Origin of the sequence: Pseudomonas sp. BNK-44-b, assembly GCF_047456245.1 — a bacterium.
GTDB lineage: Bacteria > Pseudomonadota > Gammaproteobacteria > Pseudomonadales > Pseudomonadaceae > Aquipseudomonas > Aquipseudomonas machongensis.
The window spans coordinates 5,622,525-5,644,387 of sequence record NZ_CP179908.1 but is presented as its reverse complement, the minus strand read 5'-3'; the positions used below and the strand labels follow the sequence as shown (position 1 = coordinate 5,644,387).

18 protein-coding genes and 1 pseudogene are annotated in these 21,863 nt (G+C 62.9%); 6 read left to right on the top strand and 13 right to left on the bottom strand.

The features are described 5' to 3' along the window. A complete protein-coding gene (locus ACMGGG_RS25615) occupies positions 1 to 1,251 on the bottom strand; it encodes a sarcosine oxidase subunit beta family protein (RefSeq protein WP_054892149.1) in 1,251 nt (416 codons plus the stop codon). A gap of 15 nt (positions 1,252 to 1,266) precedes the next feature. Beyond that, a complete protein-coding gene (locus ACMGGG_RS25610; RefSeq protein ID WP_063542290.1) occupies positions 1,267 to 2,520 on the bottom strand; it encodes a serine hydroxymethyltransferase in 1,254 nt (417 codons plus the stop codon). 270 nt (positions 2,521 to 2,790) lie between these two features. Between ACMGGG_RS25610 and ACMGGG_RS25605 the strand changes: the two genes are divergently transcribed. After that, a complete protein-coding gene (locus tag ACMGGG_RS25605) occupies positions 2,791 to 3,831 on the top strand; it encodes a low specificity L-threonine aldolase (protein ID WP_054892147.1) in 1,041 nt (346 codons plus the stop codon). A gap of 97 nt (positions 3,832 to 3,928) precedes the next feature. Here the strand turns inward: ACMGGG_RS25605 and ACMGGG_RS25600 are convergent, their stop codons facing one another. Further along, positions 3,929 to 4,231, bottom strand: a complete 303-nt coding sequence (locus ACMGGG_RS25600; protein WP_054892146.1) for a cell division protein ZapA — start codon at positions 4,229 to 4,231, stop codon at positions 3,929 to 3,931. Further along, positions 4,228 to 4,458 carry a hypothetical protein gene (locus tag ACMGGG_RS25595; protein ID WP_054892145.1) on the bottom strand — a complete coding sequence of 77 codons (231 nt, stop codon included), beginning with the start codon at positions 4,456 to 4,458 and terminating at the stop codon, positions 4,228 to 4,230. The genes ACMGGG_RS25600 and ACMGGG_RS25595 overlap by 4 nt, the downstream gene beginning before the upstream one ends. Positions 4,459 to 4,727: 269 nt before the next feature. On the opposite strand from ACMGGG_RS25595, the pseudogene ACMGGG_RS25590 reads away from it, so the two are divergent. Together ACMGGG_RS25590 and ACMGGG_RS25585 are read left to right on the top strand one after the other, a co-directional pair. Next, positions 4,728 to 5,492: pseudogene (locus ACMGGG_RS25590) on the top strand (MCP four helix bundle domain-containing protein); the annotation flags it as partial. After that, positions 5,475 to 6,347, top strand: coding sequence for a methyl-accepting chemotaxis protein (locus tag ACMGGG_RS25585; RefSeq protein WP_370671078.1), 873 nt, complete (start codon positions 5,475 to 5,477; stop codon positions 6,345 to 6,347). The pseudogene ACMGGG_RS25590 and the gene ACMGGG_RS25585, both read left to right, overlap by 18 nt. Positions 6,348 to 6,404: 57 nt before the next feature. On the opposite strand, the gene gbcB is transcribed toward ACMGGG_RS25585, so the two are convergent. Then, the gene (gene gbcB, locus ACMGGG_RS25580; protein WP_063542284.1) at positions 6,405 to 7,505 is read right to left on the bottom strand and encodes a glycine-betaine demethylase subunit GbcB; all 1,101 of its coding nucleotides are present in this window, start codon (positions 7,503 to 7,505) and stop codon (positions 6,405 to 6,407) included. A 296-nt stretch (positions 7,506 to 7,801) separates the two neighbouring features. On the opposite strand from gbcB, the gene gbcA reads away from it, so the two are divergent. After that, positions 7,802 to 9,094: a glycine-betaine demethylase subunit GbcA gene (gbcA, locus tag ACMGGG_RS25575; protein WP_054892142.1), complete on the top strand. Its 1,293-nt coding sequence runs from the start codon at positions 7,802 to 7,804 to the stop codon at positions 9,092 to 9,094. Positions 9,095 to 9,909: 815 nt separating this feature from the next. Here gbcA and ACMGGG_RS25570 read toward each other — a convergent pair. The 7 genes from ACMGGG_RS25570 to ACMGGG_RS25540 all read right to left on the bottom strand — a co-directional run bounded on the left by ACMGGG_RS25570 (position 9,910) and on the right by ACMGGG_RS25540 (position 18,990). After that, on the bottom strand, positions 9,910 to 10,866 hold the full coding sequence (locus tag ACMGGG_RS25570; protein ID WP_063545967.1) for an IS110 family transposase: 957 nt from the start codon (positions 10,864 to 10,866) through the stop codon (positions 9,910 to 9,912). 319 nt (positions 10,867 to 11,185) lie between these two features. Further along, entirely contained in the window at positions 11,186 to 11,956 is a 771-nt protein-coding gene (locus ACMGGG_RS25565; RefSeq protein ID WP_054892141.1) for an electron transfer flavoprotein subunit beta, read from the bottom strand. A 10-nt stretch (positions 11,957 to 11,966) separates the two neighbouring features. Then, positions 11,967 to 13,199 carry an electron transfer flavoprotein subunit alpha/FixB family protein gene (locus tag ACMGGG_RS25560; protein ID WP_414154641.1) on the bottom strand — a complete coding sequence of 411 codons (1,233 nt, stop codon included), beginning with the start codon at positions 13,197 to 13,199 and terminating at the stop codon, positions 11,967 to 11,969. Further along, a complete protein-coding gene (gene dgcB / locus ACMGGG_RS25555) occupies positions 13,199 to 15,154 on the bottom strand; it encodes a dimethylglycine demethylation protein DgcB (protein ID WP_414154640.1) in 1,956 nt (651 codons plus the stop codon). Before dgcB ends, ACMGGG_RS25560 begins: the two co-directional genes overlap by 1 nt. A gap of 173 nt (positions 15,155 to 15,327) precedes the next feature. Beyond that, positions 15,328 to 17,388: a dimethylglycine demethylation protein DgcA gene (gene dgcA, locus ACMGGG_RS25550; RefSeq protein ID WP_112897139.1), complete on the bottom strand. Its 2,061-nt coding sequence runs from the start codon at positions 17,386 to 17,388 to the stop codon at positions 15,328 to 15,330. A 15-nt stretch (positions 17,389 to 17,403) separates the two neighbouring features. Beyond that, on the bottom strand, positions 17,404 to 17,934 hold the full coding sequence (locus tag ACMGGG_RS25545) for a DUF5943 domain-containing protein (protein WP_054891724.1): 531 nt from the start codon (positions 17,932 to 17,934) through the stop codon (positions 17,404 to 17,406). A 78-nt stretch (positions 17,935 to 18,012) separates the two neighbouring features. Continuing rightward, positions 18,013 to 18,990 carry a dipeptidase gene (locus tag ACMGGG_RS25540; RefSeq protein WP_009404077.1) on the bottom strand — a complete coding sequence of 326 codons (978 nt, stop codon included), beginning with the start codon at positions 18,988 to 18,990 and terminating at the stop codon, positions 18,013 to 18,015. Positions 18,991 to 19,265: 275 nt separating this feature from the next. Here ACMGGG_RS25540 and ACMGGG_RS25535 point away from each other — a divergent pair, with 275 nt between their 5' ends. Next, positions 19,266 to 19,667 (top strand): lysozyme inhibitor LprI family protein, encoded by a 402-nt coding sequence (locus tag ACMGGG_RS25535; RefSeq protein ID WP_054891723.1) that lies wholly within the window; start codon positions 19,266 to 19,268, stop codon positions 19,665 to 19,667. Between the two features lie 52 nt (positions 19,668 to 19,719). Here ACMGGG_RS25535 and ACMGGG_RS25530 read toward each other — a convergent pair whose 3' ends face one another. Next, positions 19,720 to 20,664 carry a GlxA family transcriptional regulator gene (locus ACMGGG_RS25530; protein WP_054891722.1) on the bottom strand — a complete coding sequence of 315 codons (945 nt, stop codon included), beginning with the start codon at positions 20,662 to 20,664 and terminating at the stop codon, positions 19,720 to 19,722. Positions 20,665 to 20,812: 148 nt separating this feature from the next. On the opposite strand from ACMGGG_RS25530, the gene choX reads away from it, so the two are divergent. Next, on the top strand, positions 20,813 to 21,757 hold the full coding sequence (gene choX / locus ACMGGG_RS25525) for a choline ABC transporter substrate-binding protein (RefSeq protein WP_054891721.1): 945 nt from the start codon (positions 20,813 to 20,815) through the stop codon (positions 21,755 to 21,757). Positions 21,758 to 21,863 lie beyond the last annotated feature (106 nt).

Here is a 21,863-nt window from a genome sequence, read left to right as displayed (position 1 = left end):
TCAGTGGGCGACGGCAGCAGCGCCGTGTTCGTCGATCAGCGCGCCGTTGTAGAAACGGTCGATGGAGAAAGGCGCGGCCAGCGGGTGCATCTCGCCCTTGGCCAGGCTCGCCGCAAAGACGTTGCCCGAACCTGGCGTGGCCTTGAAGCCGCCCGTGCCCCAACCGCAGTTGAAGAACATGTTCTTGACCGGAGTCTTGGAGATGATCGGGCAGGCATCCGGGGTGGTGTCGACGATGCCGCCCCACTGACGGTTCATGCGCACGCGCGACAGGATCGGGAACATCTCGACGATCGCCTGCAGGGTGTGTTCGATGATCGGGTACGAGCCACGCTGGCCATAACCGACCCAGCCGTCGATGCCGGCACCGATCACCAGGTCGCCTTTGTCGGACTGGCTGATGTAGCCGTGCACGGCGTTGGACATGATCACCGAGTCGATGATCGGCTTGATCGGCTCCGACACCAGTGCCTGCAAGGGGTGCGACTCCAGCGGCAGGCGGAAGCCAGCCAGCTTGGCCATGTGCCCGGAGTTACCGGCGGTGACCACGCCGACGCGCTTGGCACCGATGAAACCCTTGTTGGTTTCCACACCGATCACTGCACCGTTCTCCTTGCGGAAACCAATGACTTCGGTCTGCTGGATCAGGTCCACACCCAGGGCGTCGGCGGCCCGGGCGAAGCCCCAGGCGACCGCATCGTGACGGGCCACGCCGCCGCGACGCTGCACGGTGGCGCCCAGAATGGGGTAACGGGTGTTCTTCGAGCAGTCCAGGTACGGGATCTCGGCTGCGACCTGGTCGGTGAGGATCAGCTCGCCGTCAACGCCATTGAGACGGTTGGCGTTGACCCGTCGCTCGGAATCACGGATGTCCTGCAGGGTGTGGCACAGGTTGTAGACGCCGCGCTGGGAGAACATCACGTTGTAGTTGATGTCCTGCGACAGGCCCTCCCACAGCTTCATGGCATGCTCGTAGAGGTGCGCGGACTCATCCCACAGGTAGTTGGAACGCACGATGGTGGTGTTGCGCGCGGTGTTGCCACCACCCAGGTAACCCTTCTCGACCACCGCGACGTTGGTGATGCCATGTTCCTTGGCCAGGTAGTAGGCCGTGGCCAGGCCATGACCGCCGCCGCCAACGATGACCACGTCGTAGACCTTCTTGGGAGTTGGCGTGCGCCACATGCGCTGCCAGTTCTCGTGGTGGCTGAGGGAGTGCTTGAGGAGGCCGAAGCCCGAATAGCGTTGCATGGTGTTCTACTCCACTCAGCGGTAGACCGGGAAGTCGGCGCACAGGGCGGCGACGTTCTTGGCGACATCGGCTTCGACGTCGGCGTCGCCCAGGTTGTCCAGCACATCGCAGATCCAGCCAGCCAGCGCCACGCACTGGGCAACCTTGAAGCCGCGGGTGGTGACGGCCGGGGTGCCGATGCGCAGGCCCGAGGTGACGAACGGCGACTGCGGATCGTTGGGCACGGCGTTCTTGTTGACGGTGATGTGAGCGCGGCCGAGGGCGGCGTCGGCATCCTTGCCGGTCAGGCCCTGGCGAATCAGGCTGACCAGGAACAGGTGGTTGTCGGTACCGCCGGAGACCACGTCGTAGCCACGCTCGATGAACACCTGGGCCATGGCCTGGGCATTCTCGATGACCTGCTTCTGGTAGGTCTTGAACTCGGGCTCCAGCGCCTCCTTGAAGCACACCGCCTTGGCGGCGATCACGTGCATCAGCGGGCCGCCCTGGGCGCCGGGGAACACGGCGGCGTTGAGCTTCTTCTCGATCTCTTCGTTGGACTTGGCCAGGATCAGGCCGCCACGAGGGCCACGCAGGGTCTTGTGGGTAGTGGTGGTGACCACGTCGGCGAAAGGAATCGGGTTCGGGTACAGGCCCGCAGCGACCAGGCCGGCAACGTGGGCCATGTCGACGAACAGCAGCGCACCGACTTTATCGGCGATCTGGCGGAAGCGTGGGAAATCGAGGGTTTTCGAGTAGGCCGAGAAACCTGCGACGATCATCTTCGGCTTGTGCTCGACGGCGAGGCGCTCGACTTCGTCGTAGTCGATCAGGCCGGTATTGGTGTCGATTCCGTATTGAACGGCGTTGTAAAGCTTACCCGAGGACGACACCTTGGCGCCGTGGGTTAGGTGGCCGCCGTGGGCCAGGCTCATGCCCAGGATGGTGTCACCGGCCTGCAGCAGGGCGAGGTAGACCGCACTGTTGGCCGAGGAGCCGGAGTGCGGCTGGACGTTGGCGTAATCAGCGCCGAACAGCTGCTTGGCGCGCTCGATGGCCAGCGCCTCGACCTTGTCGACGTGCTCGCAACCACCGTAGTAGCGCTTGCCCGGATAGCCTTCGGCGTACTTGTTGGTCAGGCCGCTGCCCTGGGCCTGCATCACGCGCTTGCTGGTGTAGTTCTCCGAGGCGATCAGCTCGATGTGATCTTCCTGGCGCTGTTCCTCGGCATTCATCGCCGCCAGCAGTGCATCGTCGTAACCCTGGATCTGGTCTTGCTTGCTGAACATCGTGTTTCTCCCGGCAGCGATCGCTTCTTGTCTGATGAGGGTCTTCTCACCCTTTGCAGCGATGGTATGACTGGGCCGGGGGGCACAGATGCCTGCGCGCGCCTTGCAATGGCGCGTTTACGACATTGTGGTGCAGGGACCGTGGTGCCCCTGCAGGAGCGGGCTTGTCCGCCAAGAAGCCGGCACTGACACCCCACACCCGGCTTGTATAGGCAACTGCTGAATCGATGGTTTAGAGTGCTGCCTTGCGTCGTAAAAAGGACAGGCGTCATGACCGATAACAACCAACAATTCGCCAGCGACAACTATTCCGGCATCTGCCCCGAAGCCTGGGCGGCGATGGAAAAGGCCAACCAGGGCCATGAGCGCGCCTACGGCGACGATCAGTGGACCGAACGCGCCTCGGAATACTTCCGCAAGCTGTTCGAGACCGACTGCGAGGTGTTCTTCGCCTTCAACGGCACCGCCGCCAACTCCCTGGCCCTGGCCTCGCTGTGCCAGAGCTACCACAGCGTGATCTGCTCCGAGACCGCCCACGTCGAGACCGACGAATGTGGCGCGCCGGAGTTCTTTTCCAACGGTTCCAAGCTGCTGACCGCACGCAGCGTCAACGGCAAGCTGACCCCGGACTCGATCCGCGAGGTCGCGCTCAAACGCCAGGACATCCACTATCCGAAGCCGCGCGTGGTCACCATCACCCAGGCCACCGAAGTCGGCAGCGTGTATCGCCCCGACGAGCTCAAGGCGATCAGCGCCACCTGCAAGGAACTGGGCCTGAACCTGCACATGGACGGCGCACGCTTCTCCAACGCCTGTGCGTTCCTCGGCTGTTCGCCGGCGGAGCTGACCTGGAAGGCGGGCGTCGATGTACTGTGCTTCGGGGGCACCAAGAACGGCATGGCGGTGGGCGAGGCGATCCTGTTCTTCAACCGCGAACTGGCCGAAGACTTCGACTACCGCTGCAAGCAGGCCGGGCAACTGGCCTCGAAGATGCGCTTCTTGTCGGCGCCCTGGGTCGGGCTGCTGGAGGATGGCGCCTGGTTGCGTCACGCACGACATGCCAACCACTGCGCGCAGTTGCTGGCGTCGCTGGTCAGTGACCTGCCGGGTGTCGAGCTGATGTTCCCGGTGGAGGCCAACGGGGTGTTCCTGCAACTGCCGGAGTTCGCCATCGAAGCCCTGCGTAACAAGGGCTGGCGCTTCTATACCTTCATTGGCAGCGGCGGCGCACGCTTCATGTGCTCATGGGATACCCAGGAAGCACGCGTGCGAGAGCTGGCGGCGGATATCCACGCGATCATCAACGGCTAAGCGAGAAGGCTGGCGGCGGGAGCGGGCTGTCCCACTCCCCGCAAAACGCCTCAGTTCAAGATCATCAGCAGGACAGTCGCCCTGCCTAGAGCCTGGTTCAGGCCTCGCCAATGGTCCGGGCGATAGCGTCCACCGCAGCATCCACCTTCGCCTGGGTGCGCTCCAGCGTCTGCGCGTGCTCGCGCTGCAACTCGATCTGCTTGGAGCACAGGTTCAAAGCCGCCAGCACCAGCAACTTGTCGCCGATCAATGTGGGGTAGTTGCGCTTGGTCTCGGCCAGAGCGACGTTGAGCATGCGCACGGCCTGCGAGAGCGTCTCTTCCTGGCCCTCGGGCGCCTTCAGCGAGTAGTCGGTGCCGAGAATGTTCACCACATTGATCGGCTGCGCTTGCAGTCTCATGCGCCTACGACACCTGCACTGGCACGCTCGACCAGCGCCTGGATACGTGCGGCGGTAGCGCCGTGCTTCTCTTCCTGCTCCATCAGCGACAGCTGCAGGGTCTCGTTCTCTTCCTTGGCCTGGGCCAGTTCCTGATCGAGCTTCTGGTTCTGCTCGGTCAGTTGCGCGTTCTTGTGCATCAGGTCGCCGACCAGTTGCTCCAGTTGATTCAGGGATGCTTCCAACATGCGTCTATCTCGGTTGTTGCAAAGGGCGCACACGATAAAGAAAAGCTCGCGCCCCCGCCATTAAAAATCAGGTAAGGGAGGGTGTGTTCCGGCAGATTGACAGGCTTGCGGGCACCTTGTTCCGGCCTGGATCAACCGCCTGTCAGGAAGAACGAGTGTAAATCCTCGTTTAGCCCCCCGTTGCCTAAAGACTCGTGCGTTCCGACCGATAGGCAGGTAGGTCAAATTCCTTCGCATGGACGCGAGCCTTCCCTCCGGATCTCGACGTCATGTCCCTACGCAATCTGAATATCGCCCCACGCGCCCTGCTCGGCTTTTCCCTGATCGGTGTGCTGATGCTTAGCCTGGGTATTTTTTCCCTCATCCAGATGGGCAACATCCGGCAGGCGGGCATCATCATCGAGCAGGTCAATGTCCCGAGTATCAAGCTGCTGGATGAAATGACCGCGCTCAACCTGCGCCTGCGCACCCTGTCCTATCGCCTGCTGGTCAACCGGGAATCCCAGGCCGATACCATTCGCCTGATGGACGAACGCAACGCCCAGATCGACAAGGCCCGCAGCGCCTACGCGCCACTGATCGCCGAGCCTGAGGAACAGGCCGCATTCGACCAGTTCGGCCAGTTGCTGACCCAGTACCGCCAGCTCGAAGCGCGCATGCGCAGCCTGAGCCAGGCCGGCCAGCTCGACCCTATGCGCGAGATGCTCAACCGCGACCTGCTGGCCAACTCGGACCAGATCAACAAGGCCATGGAACACCTGCTGCAGATCAACACCACGCAGACGCGCAAGACCAACGAGGAAGCCGCACGCCAGTACGACAGTGCCTTCATGCTGGTGATCGGCCTGCTGGTCGCTGCCACGGTGCTCACACTGCTGTTCGCCCTGATCCTGACTCGCAGTATCGTGGGTCCGATCGACGACGCCCTGCGCGCCGCCGAGCAGATCGCCGAAGGCGACCTCACCCAACGCGTCACCACCGACGGCACCGACGAAGCCGCTCGTCTGCTGCAGGCCATGGCCAAGATGCAGGACAAGCTGCGCGACACCCTGCAACTGATCGCAGGCTCTGCCACCCAGCTCGCCTCGGCCGCCGAGGAGCTCAACAGCGTCACCGACGAAAGCGCGCGCGGCCTTGCCCAGCAGAACAACGAGATCCAGCAGGCAGCGACTGCGGTTACCGAGATGACCAGCGCTGTCGAAGAGGTCGCACGCAATGCCGTCAGCACCTCGGAGGCCTCGGGTGAAGCCAGCCGCTCCGCTGGCGATGGCCGCGACCTGGTGATCGAGACGGTCGGCGCCATCGAGCGCATGAGCAGCGACGTGCAGACCACCGCCAGGCTGATCGAGGACCTGGCCGGGCAGTCCCGCGATATCGGCAAGGTGCTGGACGTGATCCGCGGCCTGGCCGACCAGACCAACCTGCTGGCACTCAACGCCGCCATCGAAGCGGCACGTGCCGGTGAAGCTGGACGGGGCTTCGCGGTGGTAGCCGACGAGGTGCGGGCATTGGCCCACCGCACTCAGCAGTCGACCAGCGAGATCGAGCGGATGATCGGCAGCATCCAGGGCGGCACCGAGCATGCGGTGGAGTCGATGCGCACCAGTACCGATCGAGCCGAATCGACCCTGAACATCGCTCGCGGCGCTGGCCTTGCATTGGACACCATCACCAGCGCCGTGGCGCAGATCAACGAACGCAATCTGGTGATCGCCAGCGCCGCCGAGGAACAGGCCCAGGTGGCCCGCGAAGTGGACCGCAACCTGGTGAACATCAATGACCTGTCGGTGCAGAGCGCGACCGGCGCACACCAGACCAGCATGGCCAGCGCCGAGCTGTCACGTCTGGCGGTGGATCTGAACGGGTTGGTGGCGCGGTTCAGGACCTGAACACGCAAATCCTGCAGGAGAGGCGGTTCGCCGCTCCTGCAGGTACGGTGCAACGAATCAATACTCGATCCGCACATCCCCCTTGGGCACGCTGCAGCATGACAGGATGTACCCTTCGGCTTCGTCTTCCTCGGTGATCCCGCCGTTGTGGTCCATCTCTACCTCACCGCCGAGCTTGAGCACCTTGCAGGTGCCGCAGATGCCCATGCCGCAGGCCTTGGGAATCATCAGCCCGACCTTCGCCGCCGCCGCGTGCACCGTCTCGCCCGGGGCGATGCGGATGCTCTTCTCGCTGCCGACGAACTCCACCAGATTGAGGTCGGCCACATCCACTTCCGGCGCCTCGGCGGCCGCTTCGGCGTGCTCGACCGCATCGGCCTTGGCCTCGGCCGGCGTCGCACCGAACGATTCCTCGTGGTAGTTCTTCATGTCGAAGCCGACCGCTTCGAGCATGCGCTTGACCGCGTTCATGTAGGGCGTCGGGCCACAGCAGAAGATCACCCGCTCGAGGTAATCCGGCGCGATAAGCTCCATCAGCCGTTGGTTCAGGTAGCCGCGATAGCCCGCCCAGGGCTCGCCCAGGCCGTGCTTCTCGCAAATGATGTGCAGGCTGAAGTTGGGAATGCGCGAGGCCATGTGTTCCAGCTCGCGGTGATAGATGATGTCCTTGGGTGAGCGGGCGCTGTGCACGAACACCATGTCGACGTTGGCGTTGGTGTCGTAGAACCAGCGCGCCATGGACATCACCGGGGTGATGCCGACGCCGCCGGAGAGGTACAGCGCCTTGTTGGCCGGGAAGTCGATGGCGTTGAACAACCCCACCGGGCCGTGCACGGGAAGCTCTGCGCCTTCGTGCAAGGTGTCGTGGAGGAAGTTCGAAACCAGCCCGCCAGGCACACGCTTGACCGTGATCGAGAAGCTGTAGGGGACTGAAGGCGAGCTGGAGATGGTGTAGGAACGCATCACCGGCTTGCCTTCGATCTCCAGCTCCAGCGTCACGAACTGGCCCGGCTTGAAGAAGAACATGATCGGCTGGTCGGCCATGAAGCAGAAGGTGCGCACGTCCCAGGTCTCCTGGATGACCTTGACGCAGCGCACGATGTGGCGGCCGTTGGCCCAGGTCTGGGTGGTGACCGGATTGAGGAAGGTTTCGGACATGTTCTTCTCCAGCAGCCGACTATCGGCCTTCTTATGGCTGCGATAATGCGCAACGCCGAGACGTCGCACATTCCCATCCGCGACATCGGCGTGCTTATCGCGACCAGCCCCGAGGTACAAGGGCTGGCGCGTCGGAATTCGATTCGGCCATGTCGCCCATGGATATGGTTCGCGAACGGCGCGAACGCACACTCCTCGGCAAATAGAACCGCTGTTCTTTCGCTGACAGCCTTGCGCCAACCACAACAACGATTAGCCACCTTTCGCCGGCCGACAACGGCCTTGAGGATATAACGATGGACGTCACCGCAACCCTGAGCCTGGGCGATCCACTGGAACCTGCACGCAAGGCCACCGCCGAGATGCTGCAGACCCGCGAGCGGACCTACTCGCTGCCGCAGCCGTTCTACTGCGACGAGCGCCTGTTCCAGATCGACATGCAGGAGATCTTCCACAAGGAGTGGCTGATCGCGGGAATGACCTGCGAGATTCCGGCGAAAGGCAACTACCTGACCCTGCAGATCGGCAAGAACCCGGTGATCGTGATTCGCGGCACCGAAGGCAAGGTGCACGCCTTCCACAACGTCTGCCGCCACCGCGGTTCGCGCCTGTGCGTCAGCGACAAGGGCAAGGTGGCCAAGCTGGTCTGCCCATACCACCAGTGGACCTACGAGCTCGACGGCCGCCTGCTGTTCGCCGGCACCGAGATGGGCGCCGACTTCGACATGAACCAGTACGGCCTCAAGCCGATCAACGTGAAGACCGCTGGCGGCTACATCTTCATCAGCCTGGCGGAAAATCCGCCGGCCATCGACGAGTTCCTCGCCACGCTCGACCACTACATGGAACCGTACGACATGGAGAACGCCAAGGTGGCCGTGCAGACCACCTTGATGGAAAAGGCCAACTGGAAGCTGGTCCTGGAAAACAACCGCGAGTGCTACCACTGCAACGGTTCGCACCCCGAATTGCTCAAGACCCTGCTGGAGTGGGACGACACCAACGATCCGCGCGCCGACCAGGCGTTCAAGGACCACGTCGCCGCGTCCGCCGCTGCCTGGGAAGCCGAGAAGATTCCATACCTGCACAAGAGCCATGGCCTGCGTAACCGCATCGTGCGCATGCCGCTGCTCAAGGGCACCGTATCGATGACCATGGACGGCAAGCAGGCGTGCAAGAAGCTCATGGGCCGCATCAAGAACCCCGACCTGGGTTCGATGCGCATCCTGCACCTGCCGCACTCCTGGAACCACTGCATGGGCGACCACATGATCGTCTTCACGGTGTGGCCGATCAGCGCCCAGGAAACCATGGTCACCACCAAGTGGCTGGTGCACAAGGATGCCGTCGAAGGCGTCGATTACGACCCTGAGCAGATGCGCAAGGTGTGGGACGCCACCAACGACCAGGACCGCCGCCTGGCCGAAGAGAACCAGCGCGGGATCAACTCCACCGCCTACCAGCCGGGCCCGTACTCCAAGACCTACGAGTTCGGTGTGGTCAACTTCATCGACTGGTACAGCAACCGCGTCCTGGCCAACCTGGGTGCAGAGCCCGCGCCATACCTGAAGGAAGTCAAGGTTCAGTAAGCCTTCACGGAGGGTGATAAACGCCACGACCGAGTGATCGGCCGTGGCGTTTTACATTGCAATCCAGAGGAACTGAACATGTTATCCACAGAGTTGTTCAGATGGGTTGTGGACAGGAATCGAATATCTGCCGAAAGCCGATTGATCATTATTTGATCAAATCCTTGCAAGCCTTTGATTCAAAGGCCTGCAGGCAATATGGAACACCTTGTCCACAGATACGCCAACAGATTTTGTGGGCATATGCAGGGTTGTTGGAAAAGTGCTGTGGATAATGGCCCAGGAGCCTTATCAATCATGATCTTGAGAGTGATCATCGGGGTTTTGATCAATTATTGATCATTATCTTGCAGGCCAATGAAATCAAGGCATCTAGCGGTTGCCCAACATATTATCCACAGAGCCGCCAACAGTGATTGTGGGAAACATCATGGGAATGACCCGTGATTGCCACGGACGATTCACGAAGCGGGCTGTATGTTTTTTGATCAACCCCCTACAGGCTTTGATTTCAAAGGGCTGTAGAGAAGCGCGAACACTTTATTCACAGGGTCGCGAACAGATTTGGTGGGCAACTCTCGTCTTGGTGAAGACCAGGCGTACGGCGGGTGCGGTACCTCTGGGGGCAGATGTCTTGTTCAAAATCTAGAAGCCAGCCCAATCCCCGTGGGAGCAACTGTCTTGCTCAAAATCTAGAAGCCAGCCCAATCCCCTGTGGGAGCGGGCTTGTCCCGCGAACACGGGCGTAGCCCGTGCCAGGCAGCGCGGTGTCTTTTTCGCGGGTAAACCCGCTCCCACACGTACGGCGTTCGGATTTACGCCGGTGTTGCGCTCTTGCACTGAGGCAATTCCACATCCTGCCAGGGGGTACCCGTTCTTAGCATCGCATTGAGTCGTACGATGAAAACTCTCATGCAGGCCACAATCGCGACCTTGGCTGCCTTGCCCCTTTCACGCAGTGCTTGGTACTTCGCCTTAAGCGAGGGGTTTTGCCTTACGGCCACCAAACACGACATGTACAACGCGCACCTTATCCCGAAACGGCCTCCCGAGATCGAGCGCTTGCCTACGGATGTTCCACTGTCGTGATTGAAAGGTGCCACCCCAACCAGCGAGGCTATTTCTCGGGCCTCCACATGGCCCAACTCCGGCAGCAGCGTTACAAGCTTCCCAGCCGTCACCAGCCCGATACCTTTGACCTGGACTAGTTGAGCAATTCGTTCATCACCCAGCCCTTCGGCATGCAGCTTGAGCTCATGCTCAATCTGTCTGATCTGAGACCTGAAGTGCTGGAGGTTGGACTTCAGGAAGCGAGCGACCACCTCAGACTGAGCCTGTTTCAGGCGCCGCCGGTCGTCGTCTCGCTGCTGGACCAGACGATCACGCTGCTGCAGCAGCTCGCGCAGCAACGCCCTCTGCGGACTGACCTGCAGAGTAGGTTTATCGGGGATAACTTCGGCGAAATGCGCCAATACCGCTGCATCGATGGCGTCGGTCTTGGCTTTGATATTCATGGACTCGGCAAACGACCTGGCTCGCCTGGGGTTGACGCGAATGACCTTGTAGCCAGCGCTCTGCAGAAAGCTCAGAACCTCACGCTCGTATCCGCCTGTCGCCTCCAGCAGGACACGCTTGACCTTGAGGCCTCGAAGGCTCTTCTCCAATACCTCGAACCCTGCCTGATCGTTGGTGACATTGATCTTGAGGCTCTGGGGACGGACCGCTATGTCCAGCGTGCGACTAGAAACATCGATACCCACAAAGGAAACCATCACCAAAATCTCCTAGACTCAACAGAGTGAGAGGACTTTGGCTTGGCCCACGCTTGTGATTCGAGATCAAGGCCGCATCCAACTGTTCGGGCTCTCGCCAAAGTGGAACGGTGAATGGCAGCTTGTGCTCCCACTCGTGCTCAAGGCACACGCGGCATTCAGCTTGCCATTCACCGCTCTCACTCCAGATTCTAATCCCCTATCAAGACACAAGCGGCGGTTCGCCGCTGCGACTTGTCCCGCGAACACGGGCGTAGCCCGTGCCAGGCAGTGCGGTGTTCTTTTCGCGGGCAAGCCCGCTCCTACAAGCCCCAACCAGTCAGCGCAACACGCCTTCCTCCACCAACAACTTGAGGATCGCCTCGGCGCCCTCCTGTGGAGAAACATCCTTGAGCACCTTGCCGCCGCCACCGCTGGCCTTGGCCGTGGCCGCCTTCATCCGGTCGGCACCGCTCTTGGCCTTGATCACCTTGAGCCGCTTGGGCCGCGGGCGGGCAGGCTGCAAGGCGTCGCCTTCGAGCAACTGATCCTCCACCACCGCCACGTTACGCGCCGCCAGCACACCCCGCCGTGCAGGGCCAAAGGCGCTCTGGCGCGGCTTGGGCGCCGCGTTATCCACAGTCGCCAGCAACGGCAGGCGCACCTTCAACCGGCGTCGTTGACCGCGCGGCAAGGCTTGCAGGACCTGGGCGGTGCCATTCTCGATCGATTCCACCTCGGCCAGGCCCACCACCAACGGCCAGCCCAGCCGCTCGGCCAGCAGAAACGGCAACATGCCCGAGCCTTCACCCGTCTCGGCCTGGCTGCCGGTGAGCACCAACTGGGCACCGGCATCGCGCAGGTAATCCCCCAGTACCCCCAGCACATCGGCCCCCGCAGGCTGCTCGAGGACATCCAGATGCTCCAGGCCCATACCCAGATAGGCGCGCAGGGCCTCTTCGCGCGGGTCGCCGGCATGCACCACCTGCAAGTTATCCCCAGCCAGCTGCAAGCCCAATTCGACGGCGCGTGCATCCTGCTCGGCGCGGCGGGCGCGGCCAGAGCTGGGGTGGGCACCGATGGAAACCAGGCTGATGACTTTCGTACTCATGCTCGTGCCCTTATGCCGCGTCGCGCTGAGCGCCGCTGCGGTAGTTGTCCACAGCCTCGATCAGTGCCTGAAGAATCGCCGCGCTGTCGCCAATCACAGACAGGTCGGCCCGTTTGATCATGTCGCAACCGGGGTCCATGTTGATCGCCACCACCTTGTCGCAGGCACCGATCCCCTGCAGGTGCTGGATCGCCCCGGAGATACCCACAGCCACGTAGACCCGCGCCGTGACCCAGGTACCGGTAGCGCCGACCTGGCGGTTGCGCGGCATGAAGCCGTCGTCCACCGCCACCCGCGAAGCGCCTTCGGTAGCGCCAAGCGCCACGGTCGCCCTGTGGAAAAGCTCCCAGTCTTTCACGCCGTTGCCACCGGAGACGATGAATTCCGCCTCGGCCATGGCGATCGAGGCTGGATCCACCGCGACTGGCCCCAGGTCTTCGATACGCGACAGGCTGCGCGCCACGCCTGTGGACAACTCCACCGGCAACGCTTCGTGACGGGTTTCGCTGACCGGCTCGGCGCATTCGGCGGCGGCCAGGATCAGGCGCGGCAGACCTCTCTGCAGGTCCTGCTGACCGGCACCGGCGCGGCCGATGCACTGGCCGTCCTTGATCTGCCAGACCCGCGTCGCCGGGCGCTCGCCCAAGGCGGCGCCCAGACGCCGACCCAGTTCGCCGCCACCGGTGCGGCTGTCGGGTAATAGCCAGTGTCGTGGCGCGAACTGGTTATCCACAGCCCGCAAGCCCTGGACAAGCTGTTCGGGCACATAGCCTTCGAACGCTTCGCCTTCAATGACCAACAGGCGGTCGACGCCGGCTGTGGAAAAGTTGCTTTCCTTGTGTTCACCGAACACCACCGCCAGCACCGCACCGTCAGTGCCGGCAAGGCTACGGGCAAGGCCGAGCAGGTCGCGGTCGTGGCTGCCGAGGCGGCCACCGACCATGTCAGGCACCACGGCGATGTAGAACGCCGGATCCGCCACTTGATGCAAGGGCAATTGCACCTCGGCGGCTGCCGTGCGCCGACCACCAATCGCCGTGCCCTGCTGGGCGCCGCTGCGGTCGATACGCTTGAGGCCACTGGGGCCGATGAAACCGGCGGCGATGGCGTGAGGATTCTTGCGGATGAGCCCATGGGGGCCCATCCAGCGGGTCTGTTGCGTCTGCATCGCCGCGTGCAGCGGATGCAGGCGGTTACGGGCAATCCACTCGGCGCGAGGATCGCGGCGGATGATGTCGCTCATCAGTGCACCTCCGCAGGTTCACGTTTTACCTGGTTCGATTTGCTCGCGGCGGCGGGGGCGTCGTCCTCGATCAGCACGTCGGCGACCAGCTCGGCCAGGTCCTTGATCTGTGGCCGCGGTTCGACCACACCTTCAAGCATTGCCGTGCACTGTGGACAACCCACCGCCACCAGTTCGGCCTCGGTCTCGCGGATATCGTCCATGCGCATGTCGGGAATGCGCTGCTTGCCTGGGATGTCGGTGATCGGCGCACCGCCGCCACCGCCGCAGCAACGCGAACGGAAGCCCGAGCGCTGCATCTCGCGCACCTCGATACCCAAGGCCTTGAGCACGTCGCGCGGGGCTTGGTACTCGCCGTTGTAGCGCCCCAGGTAGCACGGGTCGTGGTAGGTCACGCTACCGCCCTTGTGCTGGCCGAGGTTGAGCTTGTTGGCGGCGATCAACTCGGCGATGTAGGTGCTGTGGTGCTGCACCTGGTACTCGCCGCCCAGGGCGCCGTATTCGTTCTTCAGTACATGGAAACTGTGCGGATCGCAGGTGACGATGCGCTGGAAGCGGTATTGGCCCAGGGTCTGAATGTTGCGCTTGGCCAGTTGCTGGAAGGTCGCTTCATCGCCCAGGCGGCGGGCTACGTCTCCGCTGTCGCGCTCCTCCAGGCCCAGCACGGCGAAGTCCACACCCGAGGCCTTGAGCACCTTGACGAAGGCACGCAGGGTGCGCTGGTTGCGCATGTCGAAGGCGCCGTCACCGACCCAGAACAACACCTCGGTGGTCTTCACGTCCGACAGCAGTTTCAGGTTCAGGTCGGCGGCCCAGTTCATCCGCCCACCGGGGTTGAAGCCGCCGGGATTGTCGGTGGCGATCAAATTGTCCAGCACCTCGGCGCCTTTGTTCGGCGTCGCGCCCTTTTCCAGCGTGAGGTGACGGCGCATGTCGACGATGGCATCGACGTGCTCGATCATCATCGGGCACTCCTCGACGCACGCGCGGCAGGTAGTGCACGACCACAGCGTCTCGGCATCGACCAGGCCGTTGACGATCGGCTGGTGCGGATGACCGCCGTGCTCACCCACCGGTTTACCGGGGTACGGGCTACCGGCAAAGGTCGCATCGGTGCCACCGGCCAGGCCGATGACCATGTCCTGGATGAGCTTTTTCGGGTTCAGCGGCTGGCCGGCGGCGAATGCCGGACACATCGCCTCGCACTTGCCGCACTGCACGCAGGCGTCGAAGCCCAACAGTTGGTTCCAGGTGAAATCGACCGGTTTCTCCACACCCAACGGTGCGTTCGGATCTTCCAGGTCGAGCGGCTTGAGGCCAGTGGAGCGGCCGCCACCGAAACGCTCGGCACGGCGGTGCCAGGCCAGGTGCAGGGCACCGGCGAAGGCGTGCTTCATCGGCCCGCCCCAGGTCATGCCGAAGAACAGCTCCGACACACCCCACAGCACGCCCAGGCCGAGAATGCCGACCATCACCCAGCCGCCGGTATTGGCCGGCAGGATGCCCGCGACCGGCAAGGTGGCGATGAAAAAGCTCGCGGCGAACACCAGCAGGCTTTTCGGCAGGCGCATCCACGGGCCCTTGGACAGGCGCGCGGGCGGATTCAGACGACGCTTGAAGACGAAAATCGCGCCGCTGAACATGATCACCGTGGCCACCAGCAGTGCGTAGCCAAGGATCTTGCTCTGCAGGCCGAAGCCGTGCACCAGGATCGCCAGCAGGGCCGACAGCACGAAGCCGCCTGCGGTGGCGACGTGGGTCTTGGACATGTACTTGTCGCGCTCGACCACATGGTGCAGATCGACCAGGTAACGCCGCGGCATGGCCAGCAGGCCACCGAGCAGGTCGACCTTGCTTGGCCGCCCGCGTCGCCACATGCGCACGCGGCGCAGGGCGCCGAGCACCGCCAGGGCGAGTGCGGCGAACAGCAGGATGGGTAGAAGGGTGTTCAACATGGGAGGCTCCCACAACAGCGGTTGCAAGGGGTTCAGGCCCCTGGAATCCTGCACCGGCCCTGTGGGAGCGGGCTTGCCCGCGAATGCGCCAGGTCAGACAACCCTGTTGTTGGTGCTGACGCTTTCGCGGGCAAGCCCGCTCCCACGGGGGCCGGTGTGTGCCGACAGATCGATCAGAAATCCTTGCACAGCCGCAAGGCGTCATAGATCGCCGCATGCACGTTGCGCTGGGCCACGCAGTCGCCGATGCGGTACAGCAGGTAGCCCTCGCCAGGCTGGCTGAGGATCGGCTGCGGCTGGATCGCGAACAGGGCATCGATGTCGATCTGGCCCTTGTTGCGCGAACCTTCCTTGAGCCCGTAGTACAGCGCCTCGTCCGGACGCACGCCGTTCTCGATCACCACCTGGTCGACCACACGCTCTTCCTTGGCCCCGGTGTATTCGTTCTCGAGCACCGCCACCAGCTTGTCGCCCTCGCGGTAGACCTTCTCCAGCATCATGTCCCCGGTCATGATCACTTCCTTGGGGTAGATGCTGCGGTAGTAGGTCGGGAAGGTCGTGCCGCCCATGGCTACGCCCGGCTTGATGTCGTCGGTGACGATCTCGACCTGGCTGCCCTTGTCGGCGATGAAGTCGGCGGTGGACATGCCGGTGAATTCGCAGATGGTGTCGTAAACCAGCACGTTCTTGCCCGGTGCGACCTTGCCGTCGAGCACGTCCCAGCTACTGACCACCAGCCCTTCGGCGGCGCCCCAGTGCTCGTTCTGCTCGATGAACGGATGACCGCCCACCGCCAGCACGATGATGTCCGGGCGCAGGTCCTGGATGGTCGCGATATCTGCCGCAGTACCCAGGCGCAGGTCGACCTTCAGGCGCGCGAACTCCAGCTGGTACCAGCGGGTGATGCCGGCGATCTGGTCGCGCTGCGGTGCCTTGGCGGCGATGGTGATCTGCCCGCCGATCTGCTCCTTCTTCTCGAACACGGTGACGTCATGGCCACGCTCGGCAGCCACTCGTGCGGCCTCCATGCCGGCAGGGCCGGCGCCGACCACCACCACCTTGCGTTTCGGCCCGGTGGACTTCTCGATGATGTGCGGCACACCCATGTATTCACGGGACGTCGCGGCGTTCTGGATGCACAACACGTCCAGGCCCTGGTACTGACGGTCGATGCAGTAGTTGGCACCGACGCACTGCTTGATCTGGTCGATCTGGCCCATCTTGATCTTGGCGATCAGGTGCGGGTCGGCCATGTGCGCACGGGTCATGCCGACCATGTCGACGTAGCCGCCTTCGAGAATGCGCGTGGCCTGGTTCGGGTCCTTGATGTTCTGCGCGTGCAGCACCGGGACCTTGACCACTTCCTTGATGCCGGCCGCCAGGTGCAGGAACGGCTCCGGCGGATAGCTCATGTTGGGGATGACGTTGGCCAGGGTGTTGTGGGTGTCACAACCCGAACCGACCACGCCGATGAAGTCGATCATGCCGGTGGCGTCGTAGTACGCGGCGATCTGCTTCATGTCCTCGTGGCTCAGGCCATCGGGGTGGAATTCGTCACCGCAGATACGCATGCCCACGCAGAAATCGTCACCGACCTCGGCGCGTACCGCCTTGAGCACTTCCAGGCCGAACTTCATGCGGCCTTCGAAGCTGCCGCCCCATTCGTCGGTACGCTTGTTGACCCGCGGGCTCCAGAACTGGTCGATCATGTGCTGGTGCACCGCCGACAGCTCCACGCCGTCCAGTCCGCCTTCCTTCGCCCGGCGCGCGGCCTGGGCGTAGTTGCCGATCACCCGCCAGATCTCTTCCACCTCGATGGTCTTGCAGGTGGCGCGGTGCACCGGCTCGCGGATGCCGGACGGCGACATCAGCGTAGGCCAGTGGAAACCGTCCCAGCGTGAGCGACGGCCCATGTGGGTAATCTGGATCATGATCTTGGCGCCATGCTTGTGCATGGCGTCGGCCAAGTTCTGGAAGTGCGGAATGATGCGGTCAGTGGACAGGTTCACCGAGGCCCACCATTGCTGCGGGCTGTCGATGGCCACCACCGACGAGCCGCCACAGATGGCCAGGCCGATGCCGCCCTTGGCCTTCTCTTCGTAGTACTTCACGTAGCGCTCGGTGGTCATGCCGCCGTCGGTGGCGTAGACCTCGGCGTGCGCGGTGCTGAGCACCCGGTTGCGGATGGTCAGCTTGCCGATCTGGATCGGCTGGAACATTGCTTCGAATGCCATGACGCTCTCTCCGGCTTACAACGGCTTTGTAACGAACAGGCCATCTTCGTGACCTTCTTCAGAACCGCCATAGACCTGCTCCGCCACAGTGCGGATCGAGCTGCCACGGGCAGCGAGGATCTGGTCCATGGCACCGGCGAACCAACCGGTGAACATGTAGTCGACCTTGCGGCCGCATTTGCCATACACGTAGACGAACGCCGAGTGCTTGAGCTTGACGCTGCATGTGCCTTTGTCGAGGTCGATGTCCTGGATCTCGAACAGGCCCCAGCCACGCTGGCTCAGGCGCTTCATGTAGTGCTCGAACACCGCCACGCCTTCCAGGCCATGGCATTCGGCCTCTTTTTCGCACCAGTGCCAGGCGGATTTGTAGCCAGCCTTGTAGAGGATCTCGGCATAGGCGTCGGCGCCCAGCACCTCCTCGATGCCGATGTGGTTGTTGACGAAGAAATGCCGCGGTACATACAGCATCGGCAGGGCATCGGACGTCCAGACACCGGTCTCGCTGTCGACTTCGATTGGCAATTGCGGGGCGATCTTGGCCATGGAAACTCAACTCCATAAAATTTTTTGTTTGGATGCCCCGGCGTTGCTGGCAGGGGCTTTCAGGCTCGGAGTGCGGCTTTATTCGCCCCACACATCCTTGAGTACGTTCACCCAGTTCTCGCCCATGATCTTGCGTACCACGCGCTCGGAATGGCCGCGCTTGAGCAGGGTTTCGGTGAGGTTGGGGAATTCGCCCACGGTGCGGATGCCCAGCGGATTGATGATCTTGCCGAAGTTGGTCAGGCGACGGGCGTAGCCCTTGTCGTGGGTCAGGTACTCGAAGAAGTCCTGGCCATGGCCCTGGGTGAAGTCGGTGCCGATACCGATGGCGTCTTCACCAACGATGTTCATGGTGTACTCGATGGCCTCGGCGTAGTCGTCGATGGTCGAGTCGATGCCCTTGGCCAGGAACGGCGCGAACATGGTCACGCCGACGAAGCCGCCATGGTCGGCGATGAACTTCAGCTCTTCATCGGACTTGTTGCGCGGGTGTTCTTTAAGGCCCGACGGCAGGCAGTGGGAGTAGCAGACCGGCTTTTTCGATTCGAGGATGACTTCCTCGGAAGTCTTGGAGCCCACATGCGAGAGGTCGCACATGATGCCGACACGGTTCATCTCGGCGACGATCTCGCGGCCGAAGCCCGACAGACCGCCATCACGCTCGTAGCAACCGGTGCCGACCAGGTTCTGGGTGTTGTAGCACATCTGCACGATGCCCACGCCCAGCTGCTTGAACACGTCGACGTAGGCAATCTGGTCTTCGAACGCATGGGCGTTCTGGAAGCCGAAGAGGATGCCGGTCTTGCCCAGCTCCTTGGCCTTGCGGATGTCGGCAGTGGTGCGCACCGGCATCACCAGGTCGCTGTTCTCGCGGATCAGCTTCTGGCTGGCCGCGATCTGGTCGACCGTGGCCTTGAAACCTTCCCAGACCGACACGGTGCAGTTGGCTGCGGTCAGCCCGCCTTTACGCATGTCTTCGAACAGCTCGCGGTTCCACTTGGCGATGATCAGGCCATCGATGACGATGCTGTCGGCGTGTAATTCGGCTGGGCTCATCAGGCTGTCCCCTTTTGTCGAGTTGGGCGACGCCGAATCGTGTGCCGGCGCTTTGGGGCCAGCATATGCCTGCGGCCCTTGTCGCCCCGATGCAAAAACGACAGGGGGTTTGCCGAAAGCGTCAATGAGCGACATGGCATGCTCTGGCACGCCGCTTGGCAATGAGAGCAAGTCTCGACTAGAACCGTTCATGAACATTTTCCCTGCCCTCTACCACCCGGCTCTAGGCTGAGCGAGAATCTCGACGATTCGTCAGCCTGTTCAGGAGAAAACGGATGAAATCAAAGGCATGGCTGGTACTGCTGTTCGTGGCGCTGGGCGCCCAGGCCGCCGAAGAAGAAAGCACGCCCTGCGACAACGTCGAGACCGACCAGCAGACCTATGCGTGCGCGGCGTACAACAAGCAGACCGCCGAACGCGAACTGAAGGCCGCCTACGACGACCTGATCCAGCGCATCCGTGACCAGTACGCGGATGAAAACGACAAGGCCGTTGCGCTCAGCGGACGCATGGAGGCGGCCGAGAAGCTCTGGACCCAGTTGCGCGATGCCGACTGCAAGGTCGAGACCTATGCCGAGAAACCTGGCAGCAAGGCCTTTGAAGCGGCGTGGAATACCTGCGTGGCGCAGCGTAGCGACGAGCGCTCGGAGTATCTGCAGTCGGTGGGGCAGCAGTGACTCTAATGGCCCTTTCGCGGGCAAACTCGCGAAAGGGCCAGCGCTGACCCCATCACACCGCCCTGGCCAACCTGTCCTCCCGCGGGCAGCGCTCGAACCGCGCCCGATAACAGCGGGTGAAATACGACGCCGACTCGAACCCGCACGCTACCCCCACTTCAAGCACGCTCATATCGGTCTGGCGCAGCAGTTGCCGAGCCTTGTCCAGCCTCAGTCGCAGGTAGAAACCACTGGGCGTGTCGTCCAGGTGCAGGCGAAACAGGCGCTCCAACTGACGACGGGTCACCTGCACGGCATCGGCCAGTACCTGGGTGTTGAGCGGCTGCTCGGTGTTGCGCTCCATTTCGCCGATCACCTTCACCAGCTTCTTGTTGCGAATGCCGTAGCGCGTGGCGATCTCCATGCGCTGGTGATCCTGGCGCGGCCGGATGCGGCTGACCACGAACTGCTCCGACACCTGGATCGCCAGTTCGCTGCCGTGGGCCTGGGCGATCAGGTCGAGCATCAGGTCGATGGAGGCGGTCCCCCCGGCGCAGGTGATCCGTCGACGGTCGATCTCGAACAGCTCCTGGGTCGCCTGCAGGCGTGGATAACGCTCCTTGAACGCTTCCAGCGCCTCCCAGTGCAAGGTCGCGCGATAGCCATCGAGCAGGCCCGCTTCGGCCAGCACCAGCGCACCGGTATCGATACCGCCGAGCGTGCCGCCGTCATGCTCTACGCGCCGCAGCGCCTGTTGCAGCACCGGGCCGTAGCAGGCCAGCGGCTCGAAGCCGGCGACAACCAGCAGCATCCCTCCCCGCTCTCTGTCAGACAGCGCCTGGTCGGCATTGACCGACATGCCGTTGCTGGCCTGCACCGGGCCGCCGTCCAGGCTCAGCACCTGCCAGCGATACAGCGCTCCCCGAAAGCGATTGGCCACCCGCAAGGGCTCCACTGCACTGATGAAGCCCAACGCAGAAAACCCCGGCAAGAGAAGAAACTGGATCGTTTCCGGCATCGCTTACTCCTGGGAAGTGGGTGGTCGCTGCAGTGCAACTCTTGGTCGCCAGCGTGCGATTGCCCACTGTGCCATGGGCGTAACTTTTTTCCCACGGCCCGCAGAGGCCGGATCCCATAACAATACGCACTGCCGATGGAGAGCCACCATGCATCGCTTTATCCGCCGCAGCCTGTTGTCCCTCGCTCTCAGCACCACCGTGGTCACCCCGCTGTTCGCCGCCGAGCCCGCCGCCTGCAAGAACGTGCGCCTCGGTGTGGTCAACTGGACCGACGTCATCGCCACCAGCGCCATGGCCCAGGTCCTGCTCGACGGCCTGGGCTACCAGACCAAACAGACCAGCGCCTCGCAACAGATCATCTTCGCGGGCATCCGCGACAAGCGCCTGGACATGTTCCTCGGGTACTGGAACCCGATCATGACCCAGACCATCACCCCGTTCGTCGATGCCAAGCAGGTCAAGGTCCTCGACCAGCCTAGCCTGGAAGACGCCCGCGCCACGCTCGCAGTACCCAAGTACCTGGCCGACAAGGGCCTGAAGAGCTTTGCCGACATCCACAAGTTCGAGAAGGAGCTGGGCGGCAAGATCTACGGCATCGAGCCAGGTTCGGGCGCCAACACCCAGATCAAGGCGATGATCGCCAGCAACAAGTTCGACCTGGGCAAGTTCCAACTGGTCGAGTCGAGCGAGGCCGGCATGCTCGCCGCCGTCGATCGCGCCGTGCGCCGCAATGAAGCCGTGGTGTTCTTCGGCTGGGCGCCGCACCCGATGAACGTGAACATCGACATGGTCTACCTGGGCGACAGCCAGGACGCCCTGGGCCCGGACGAAGGCCGTGCCACGGTGTGGACCGTCACCGCGCCCGACTACGCCGAACGCTGCCCCAACGCCAACCGCCTGCTGGCCAACCTGAAATTCAGCGCCGAGGACGAGAGCCGCATGATGCAGCCGCTGCTCGATCACAAGGACCCGCTGGAGTCGGCACGCCAGTGGCTCAAGGACCACCCGCAAGACAAGGCCCGCTGGCTTGAAGGCGTGACCACCTTCGACGGCAAGCCGGCGGCTGACAACCTCAAGCTCACCGCCAACTGATCCGGCCTCTTCGCGGGCAAGCCCGCTCCTGCAGGTTATGCGCATGCCATGAGCATGTAGGAGCGGGCTGCCCGCGAAAAGCCCAACACCGAACTCACAGAACAGA

Coding starts and splice junctions, on each gene's coding strand:
- ACMGGG_RS25560 (WP_414154641.1), bottom strand. CDS start 13,199: ATGAGCGACATCATCCGCCGCGATCCTCGCGCCGAGTGGATTGCCCGT.
- ACMGGG_RS25615 (WP_054892149.1), bottom strand. CDS start 1,251: ATGCAACGCTATTCGGGCTTCGGCCTCCTCAAGCACTCCCTCAGCCAC.
- ACMGGG_RS25545 (WP_054891724.1), bottom strand. CDS start 17,934: ATGGCCAAGATCGCCCCGCAATTGCCAATCGAAGTCGACAGCGAGACC.
- ACMGGG_RS25570 (WP_063545967.1), bottom strand. CDS start 10,866: ATGGTTTCCTTTGTGGGTATCGATGTTTCTAGTCGCACGCTGGACATA.
- ACMGGG_RS25530 (WP_054891722.1), bottom strand. CDS start 20,664: ATGCCGGAAACGATCCAGTTTCTTCTCTTGCCGGGGTTTTCTGCGTTG.
- gbcB (WP_063542284.1), bottom strand. CDS start 7,505: ATGTCCGAAACCTTCCTCAATCCGGTCACCACCCAGACCTGGGCCAAC.
- dgcA (WP_112897139.1), bottom strand. CDS start 17,388: ATGGCATTCGAAGCAATGTTCCAGCCGATCCAGATCGGCAAGCTGACC.
- ACMGGG_RS25600 (WP_054892146.1), bottom strand. CDS start 4,231: ATGAGACTGCAAGCGCAGCCGATCAATGTGGTGAACATTCTCGGCACC.
- ACMGGG_RS25540 (WP_009404077.1), bottom strand. CDS start 18,990: ATGAGCCCAGCCGAATTACACGCCGACAGCATCGTCATCGATGGCCTG.
- ACMGGG_RS25535 (WP_054891723.1), top strand. CDS start 19,266: ATGAAATCAAAGGCATGGCTGGTACTGCTGTTCGTGGCGCTGGGCGCC.
- ACMGGG_RS25585 (WP_370671078.1), top strand. CDS start 5,475: ATGGCCAAGATGCAGGACAAGCTGCGCGACACCCTGCAACTGATCGCA.
- gbcA (WP_054892142.1), top strand. CDS start 7,802: ATGGACGTCACCGCAACCCTGAGCCTGGGCGATCCACTGGAACCTGCA.
- ACMGGG_RS25610 (WP_063542290.1), bottom strand. CDS start 2,520: ATGTTCAGCAAGCAAGACCAGATCCAGGGTTACGACGATGCACTGCTG.
- ACMGGG_RS25565 (WP_054892141.1), bottom strand. CDS start 11,956: ATGAGTACGAAAGTCATCAGCCTGGTTTCCATCGGTGCCCACCCCAGC.
- ACMGGG_RS25595 (WP_054892145.1), bottom strand. CDS start 4,458: ATGTTGGAAGCATCCCTGAATCAACTGGAGCAACTGGTCGGCGACCTG.
- ACMGGG_RS25605 (WP_054892147.1), top strand. CDS start 2,791: ATGACCGATAACAACCAACAATTCGCCAGCGACAACTATTCCGGCATC.
- dgcB (WP_414154640.1), bottom strand. CDS start 15,154: ATGTTGAACACCCTTCTACCCATCCTGCTGTTCGCCGCACTCGCCCTG.
- choX (WP_054891721.1), top strand. CDS start 20,813: ATGCATCGCTTTATCCGCCGCAGCCTGTTGTCCCTCGCTCTCAGCACC.